This is a genomic window from Actinophytocola xanthii (assembly GCF_001921205.1).
Taxonomy (GTDB): domain Bacteria; phylum Actinomycetota; class Actinomycetes; order Mycobacteriales; family Pseudonocardiaceae; genus Actinophytocola; species Actinophytocola xanthii.
This window is the reverse complement of the sequence record NZ_MSIE01000017.1, coordinates 36057-43576: the sequence shown is the minus strand read 5'-3', so window position 1 is coordinate 43576 and position 7520 is coordinate 36057. Positions and strand designations below refer to the sequence as shown.

Here is a 7520-nt window from a genome sequence, read left to right as displayed (position 1 = left end):
GGCACGGTCAACGGCGAAGCCACCTGGCGGTCGAACACCAAGGTCAGCCACGGCTGGGGCGGCATGACAGCGGTCCTGCTCGGCGACGTGACCGGCGATGGGAAGTCGGACCTGCTCGGGCGGACCGAATCGGGCGACCTACTGCTCTACCCGCACTCCGGCACGGTCAACGGCGAGTCCACGTGGTGGACCCAGACCAAGGTCGGCCACGGCTGGGGCGGCATGACCGCGATGATGCTCGGCGACGTCACCGGCGACGGGCACAAGGACATCGTCGCCCGCACCGCCTCGGGCGACCTGCTGCTCTACCCGCACTCCGGTTCCGTGAACGGCGAGGGCACCTGGTGGAACCCGACCAAGGTCAGCCACGGATGGGGCGGCATGACCTCGATCCTGCTTGGCGACGTCACCGGCGACGGGCGCCCCGACCTGATCGGGCGGACGGCCTCGGGTGACCTGTTGATGTACCCGCACTCCGGTTCGGTGAACGGCGAGTCCACCTGGTGGAACCCGACCAAGGTCAGCCACGGCTGGGGCGGCATGACCGCGATGCTGCTCGGCGACGTCACCGGTGACGGCTACTCGGACCTCGTCGGTCGCACCGAGTCGGGTGACCTGCTGCTCTACCCGCACTCCGGTTCCGTGAACGGCGAGGCCACCTGGTGGACCCCGACCAAGGTCAGCCACGGCTGGGGCGGCATGACCGCGATGATGCTCGACGACGTCACCGGCGACGGGCGCCGCGACCTGATCGGGCGGACGGCCTCGGGTGACCTGTTGATGTACCCGCACTCCGGTTCGGTGAACGGCGAGTCCACCTGGTGGAACCCGACCAAGGTCAGCCACGGCTGGGGCGGGATGACCGCGATCCTGCTCGCCGACGTCACCGGTGACGGCTGGTCGGACCTCGTCGGTCGCACCCAGTCGGGTGACCTGCTGCTCTACCCGCACTCCGGCTCCGTGAACGGCGAAGCCACCTGGCGCTCGAACACCAAGGTCAGCCACGGCTGGGGCGGCATGACGGCTGTGCTCCTGTGAGCGCCGTCCCAGGGCAGGGGCGACGCGGAATGCGGCGTCCGGTCAGGATCCTCGCCAGCGCCGGTGTCGCCGCGGTGCTCGCGTTGGTGGGGACGCCGAACGCGGTGGCGGAGCCTTCGCCGCCGGTGGGCATGGCCGTCAGCTTCGCGCCGTGCGGTGGTGCGCCGACCCAGAGCGACGCGGCACTCGCGACCGTGCTGAACGGCCGGCTGCGGGCCAAGATGAAAGGGGCGATGACCGCCTACCGCGTCTCGTGCGCTCGGATGATCGTCCAAACCGGACGTTCCCGCGGGTTGTCCGAAAGGGCAGCGGTCATCGCCATCACGACGGCGATCGTCGAGAGTGGCCTGCAGAACTACGCGACGGCGGTCGACCACGACAGCCTCGGCCTGTTCCAGCAACGGGGATCGTGGGGATCGGCCGCGCAGCGGACCGACCCGGTCTGGGCCACCAACGCGTTCCTCAACAAGATGATCAGGGAGTATCCCAACAACTCCTGGCAGACGGCGCCGATCGGCGAAGTGTGCCAACGGGTTCAGGTGTCGGCGTTTCCCGCGCGCTACCAGCCCGAGGCCGGCGATGCCCAGATCATCGTCGACACCCTCGGCGGGCTGGCGGACGTGACCGGCGACGGGCGACCGGACCTGATCGGACGGACGGCGTCGGGCGACCTGTTGCTGTACCCGCACTCCGGGTCGGTCAACGGCGAGTCCACCTGGCGCTCGCCCACGAAGGTCAGCCACGGCTGGGGCGGCATGACCGCGATGCTGCTCGGAGACGTGACGGGCGACGGCTGGTCCGACCTCGTCGGCCGGACGGCGTCGGGCGACCTGTTGCTGTACCCGCATTCGGGGTCGGTCAACGGCGAGGCAACGTGGCGGTCCCACACCAAGGTTGGCCACGGTTGGGGCGGCATGACCACGATCCTGCTCGGCGACGTCACCGGTGACGGCCGCCCGGACCTGATCGGCCGCACCGCATCCGGTGACCTGTTGCTCTACCCGCACTCCGGCACGGTCAACGGCGAAGCAACATGGTGGAACCCGACCAAGGTCAGCCACGGCTGGGGCGGCATGACAGCCGTCCTGCTCGGCGACGCCACCGGCGACGGCCGCCCGGACCTGATCGGCCGCACCGCATCCGGTGACCTGTTGCTCTACCCGCACTCCGGCACGGTCAACGGCGAAGCAACATGGTGGAACCCGACCAAGGTCAGCCACGGCTGGGGCGGCATGACAGCCGTCCTGCTCGGCGACGCCACCGGCGACGGCCGCCCGGACCTGATCGGCCGCACCGCATCCGGTGACCTGTTGCTCTACCCGCACTCCGGCACGGTCAACGGCGAAGCAACATGGTGGAACCCGACCAAGGTCAGCCACGGCTGGGGCGGCATGACAGCCGTCCTGCTCGGCGACGCCACCGGCGACGGCCGCCCGGACCTGATCGGCCGCACCGCATCCGGTGACCTGTTGCTCTACCCGCACTCCGGCACGGTCAACGGCGAAGCAACATGGTGGAACCCGACCAAGGTCAGCCACGGCTGGGGCGGCATGACAGCCGTCCTCCTGGCCGACGTCACAGGTGACGGCTGGTCCGACCTCGTCGGCCGGACGGCGTCGGGCGACCTGTTGCTGTACCCGCACTCCGGGTCGGTCAACGGCGAGGCCACCTGGCGGTCCCAGACCAAGGTCAGCCATGGCTGGGGCGGTATGACGGAGATGCTTCTCTGAGAGGAGTGCCTCCCCGGACGTGGCGCCGTGTCAAGCCCTCGCTGACACGGCGCCACGTTCATTCGCGGAAGGTTCCGGCGCCGCGGGCCTCCCGGTTGCGCGAGTGGCGGAATATGGACCGCCCCCGCACTGGCGGGGGCGGCACGTTCAGCATGCCCCGGGTTGCCGCTCCCTGTCGATCCGTCTCACCTGCCTGGCTGGTACTCACTCCGTCTGGGCGTCGTTCTGAGGTGACAGGGCTTTTCGGACATCTCACCTCAGTGACCTCCGTCGGCAGAATGGAGTAGCCGAGACCTCGGTCGAACCAGCCGATGCCACAAACGGCGTTTGCTGCCTCGGGTTCGAGAATCCGGCATAGACGGACCAGAGGCAGTTTGGCATCTCGTGGCACGTCCCGCCGTCTATCGGTTCGCCTCGGTCGTAGCGCTGTCCTTTGCGGCCACAACGGCGATGGCCGACGGTCTCGTTACCTCGTCAAGTCTCCGCGCTTCCCCGGCGAAAACTTCTGATGTTTCTCCACGCTAAGAAATTTTGTCAGGATATTGCAACTTTGACCCAAACACTGCGGCAAGCAGGCGAACTTTCTCCGTTTGCTACTCGGTGTCTGATGCTCAGTCCTCGCCGGCGCGGCGCGTGCCGCATCGCCAACCGCCGCAGCCACACCGGAGCCCTGTTCGCGCAGGATGGTTCGCTGCCAGATCCTTCGCCCCGGAGGATCGCGTCAGGCGTCGGTGACCCAGTCCATGTGTTCGATCCAGTGGTCGAGCAGTGCGCGATCCCCGTGGACTTCCAACGTAGTTGCCGAACCCAGCGGGCGACGCCGGCTGACCACGAGCAGTAGTTCGGCGGCCGAGCCGCGGACCGCGACGTCTGCCTTGCCGTGCGTGCGTTCCAGGGCGACCCTGTCCGGTTCCCGCCGTGCCAGCCACTCCCCGGACGCGTCGGTTGCGTGGAAATGCAGGGTCTGGCCGTCGCCGCGCATCGCAGTGGCGAAGTCCGGTCTGTTCTCCCAGTAGCCGCGGGACGTCATCGTGTCCAGCCAGTCCTCGATGGCCCCAACGGCGAGCTCCGGCGCCAGCTCGTACCGCGTCCCGAGCGTCGCGGCAGCGTCCGCGCGATGCACGCAGGCCTCGCCGAACAGCCGACGTGACCAGAACGGCACGCCCGCGGCGTCACCGGACGGATCCCACACCGGCGTGTCGTCGGCGACCGACTCGAACGCCTGTCTCGCCTCGGCGGCGCATCCGTTCAGCCAGGCGCGCCACTGGGTCGAATCGCTCGGGGCCGGAACGTAGCCGGCGAACGCACTGCTCGGCTCCGTCATCCGCTGTCCCACGATCATCGCGACCATGCGCTGGGTCGCGCCGACGTGGTCCACAAGATCCGCCAATGTCCACTTCGGACAGGTCGGTACCGGGGTCGTAGCATCCCCGCCGTCCACCCAGTCGGCCAACGTGCTCGTCTGTTCGACGACGGCGTTCAGGTATGCGGTCGTGTCCATCTGCTGCATCTCCACGTGCTCCGTTCCTCAGGCCGCGACCGGCCGGTAGCGCAACCAGACGACTCCGGATCGACAGGGCGTGGCCGCGACCAGCTGCAGGCGGATCGGGCCCACACCATCGAGGATCCGCGGCCCGGCCGGCCAAAGCTGCGGATTCACCCAGAACCAGAACTCGTCGACCAGCCCCTGCTGAGCGAGGGTGTGTGCCAGCTCCCCGCCTCCGGAGACGATCAGGTTGCCTGCGTGCTTCTCCTTGAGTTCGGCGACGGCCTGCTGTTGATGCGCTCCGCGTAGTAGCCCATCGTCGGGTCCTCGCCGAGGTGCGGCCAGACGGCGCGTCGGCCAGGATCAGCTGTTCGAGGCCGGCGTCGCCGCTGTCGGCGTCGAGCTCCAGCCATTCCTCGGGGGTGGGCGCCTCGAAGGCGCCGTTGAGGGTGGTCTGGTGGTGAAGAACGACTTGCCCATGCCAGTGAACCTATGAGTCGAACGGGTGCGTCCGCATCGGTTGAATGACTGGTGGGCACGAGCCTTCACAGGGCGAGCTGCCCCAGCTCCGCCCGTCTTCTGACGCCAAGTTTCGGATAGGCCCGGTAGAGGTGGTGGCCGACCGTGCGTGGGCTGAGGAACAGCTCGGCGGCGATCTCCCGGTTGCTCATGCCCACGGCGGCGCGCCGCACCACCTGCAGCTCCTGCGGGGTGAGGCCGCCGATGCTTCCGGCGTCGGCGTCCCCCGGAGCGGACTCGCCGAGAGCGGTCAGCTCGGCGCGCACGCGCGGGAGCCAGCCATGGGCGCCGATCCGGTCGAACGTCTCGTGCGCCTTCAGAAGCTGCTCCTTGGCCTTGGTGCGGCGGCGGTGCCGGCGGAGCCACTCACCGAAGACCAGTCGTGTCCGCGCCTGGTCGTAGGGCCCGCAGCGCTCGGTCGCCAGGGACTCCTCGAAGCACCGGTCCGCATCGCCGTCGCCGTCGTCGTCGAGGAGCGCATCAGCTCGCAGCAGGAGGGCTCGGGGTACCGCACTCTTGGTGTACGTCGCCCAGTCGATCAGGCCTGGCAGGACCCGTCGGGCGCGATCGGTGTCGCCGACCCGCACCGCGGCCTCGACCAGATCCGGGACGGCGCGCACCATGATGTCGCGACCGGACGAACCCTCGCAGACGCTCTCGAGCCGCTCGAGCGCCCGCTGGGGGTCGCCCCGCATGAGGTCGACCAGCCCGAGCGCCCAGGTGGCCTGCGCGGCCGCCATCCCGTGCTTGCGCGAGTCGTCGAGGACGAGCGCCGCCATCCGCTCGGCCCGGGCATGGTCTCCGCGGGCCGCGGCGAGCCACGCCGCTGTCGCGGAGAGGACGACGACCTCGAGCTCCTGACCCAGCTCCTCGGCCAGCGCTATCGCCTCCGCGACGTTGCCGTCCGCGTCGCGAAGCCTGCCCGTGACCATCTGCGCGAGCACGAGCGGCTCCTGGGCGTACGGCAGCCAGCCCAACGCTCCCTGGCTGCGCAGCTCCGCGACGTGGGCGTCGAGCATCGCCACGGCCGAGTCGTCCTCGCCGATCAGCAACCCCATGAACGCGGCGTTCAACCGCTCCAGGGTGGCTTTGCCCGCATTGTCCCGGGCGGCGATGAACGCGCGGCGCATCGGCTCGACCGCCTCCGCGGCATCCCCGCACAGCAGTTCGACGAAGCCCACCAGCCCGTCGATCAGCCGGGTGGGACCGTCCGGGATTGCTCGGAGCCGCTCGGCGCAGGCACGCAGAAGCGCTGTGTCCGCCGCGTCGCGCGCGCACCAGGCGGCCTCGGTGAGGATCGAGACAGCGAGGTCAGGCTCGGTCACGAGCACCGGGTCGGCGGCTTCCAGGGCGATGCGGGATGCCTCCGCCGGTGATGTGCGCTCGTAGGCCACCTGAGCGCAGATCCAGCCAGCCTCCGCCACCTCACCGGGCTCGACGCTCAGCTCGGCGCCGGCGACCGCCAACTCGACGGCTCTGTCGGCCTGCCCGGCGTCGTAGGCCGCCCGCGCGGCGGCCACCAGTCGTCTGCCGCGGACGGCGGCTGCGCTGGTCAGTTGGGCCGCCCGGTCGAGGGCCTGCGCCGCGGCCGCCGACGCGCTTCGGCCCGTCGCCCGGGCCGCTACCTGCTCCAAGCCGTCCGCGGCCGCGTCGTCCGGCCCGACGGCTGCCGCCGCGACGTGCCAGGCGCGCCGGTCGGCGTCGCGGGGATCGGTCAACACCCGGGCAAGCGCCCGGTGCGCGGCGCCCCGGCGGGCGAAGGACGCGTCCTGGTAGACGGCCGCCCTGATCAGGGGATGGCGGAAGACCGCCCCGTCAGCGGTCACGTGGACGAGCCGACTCCGCTCGGCCGGCTCGAAGTCGGCGGCCTCGCCCCCGAGCTCCGCGGCGGCGGCGATGAGGGTCGGCAGTGCGGACCCGTGGTCCGCCGCGGCGACCAGCAGGACTGTCCTGGTCGGCTCACCGAGGGCACGCACCTGTCGACGGAAGTGCTCCTCGAGCCGTCCCGCGGCTGGCAGCGGCGTGACCGGCGCCGGGACCGCGGGCACCTCGGTCGCATGGGCCGCCAGCTCGACGATGGCGAGCGGATTACCGCCGGACTCAGCGACGATCCGATCGGTCACGTCGCTCGGCAAGGTTTCGACGGCCCCCGCGAGACGAGCGGCGTCGGCGGCGCCCAGCCGTGGGAGCGTGATGCTCTCCAAGCCGGGGGCGGGGAACGGGCGCTCCCCGTCCCGGGCGGCGAAGATGGTCGCGACCGGGTCGGCGGACAGGCGGCGGATGGCGAAGAGCAGGGCGTCGATCGACGACTGGTCGCACCACTGGGCATCGTCGAGTATGCACAGGAGCGGCCGGTCGCCGGCGATCTCGGAGAGCAGCGACAAGGTTGCCGCACCTGGCAACCCTCGTTCGACCGGAGCGCTGCTCGCTCCGAACGCGGCCATGAGCGCCTCCGCCTGCGCGTCGGGTAACGCGTCCAATCGGTCGAGCTCGCTCATGAACATCAACTGGAGGGCGGCGTACGCCACGTCGGCCTCGGACTCGATGCCTACCACCCGCAGTACCCGCATTCCGCCGGCGACGCTTTCCGCATAGTCGAGCAGCGCCGTCTTGCCGATCCCGGCCTCCCCGCGCAGTACCAGCGATCGGCTGCGGCCGTCCTTCGCATCGGCCACGAGGCGGTTGATCCGCGCCTGTTCCGCAGAGCGTCCAACTATCACAACCGGCACGCTACGCCCTCGCATACG

At 70.2% G+C, this 7520-nt stretch carries 5 protein-coding genes; 2 read left to right on the top strand and 3 right to left on the bottom strand.

All coding sequences use genetic code 11. The annotated features are described in order from the left end of the window. Both BU204_RS11720 and BU204_RS11715 read left to right on the top strand, forming a co-directional pair. Positions 1 to 1038 (top strand): FG-GAP repeat domain-containing protein (locus tag BU204_RS11720; RefSeq protein ID WP_143229459.1); only part of this gene is annotated, 1038 nt, incomplete at its 5' end. A 29-nt stretch (positions 1039 to 1067) separates the two neighbouring features. Beyond that, positions 1068 to 2768, top strand: a complete 1701-nt coding sequence (locus BU204_RS11715; protein ID WP_075125653.1) for an FG-GAP repeat domain-containing protein — start codon at positions 1068 to 1070, stop codon at positions 2766 to 2768. Positions 2769 to 3489: 721 nt separating this feature from the next. Here the strand turns inward: BU204_RS11715 and BU204_RS11710 are convergent. The 3 genes from BU204_RS11710 to BU204_RS11700 all read right to left on the bottom strand — a co-directional run bounded on the left by BU204_RS11710 (position 3490) and on the right by BU204_RS11700 (position 7517). Beyond that, a complete protein-coding gene (locus BU204_RS11710; protein ID WP_075125657.1) occupies positions 3490 to 4269 on the bottom strand; it encodes a maleylpyruvate isomerase family mycothiol-dependent enzyme in 780 nt (259 codons plus the stop codon). A 27-nt stretch (positions 4270 to 4296) separates the two neighbouring features. Beyond that, positions 4297 to 4599, bottom strand: a complete 303-nt coding sequence (locus BU204_RS42245; protein ID WP_198942844.1) for a dihydrofolate reductase family protein — start codon at positions 4597 to 4599, stop codon at positions 4297 to 4299. A 200-nt stretch (positions 4600 to 4799) separates the two neighbouring features. Then, positions 4800 to 7517 carry an AAA family ATPase gene (locus tag BU204_RS11700; RefSeq protein WP_075125656.1) on the bottom strand — a complete coding sequence of 906 codons (2718 nt, stop codon included), beginning with the start codon at positions 7515 to 7517 and terminating at the stop codon, positions 4800 to 4802. Positions 7518 to 7520 lie beyond the last annotated feature (3 nt).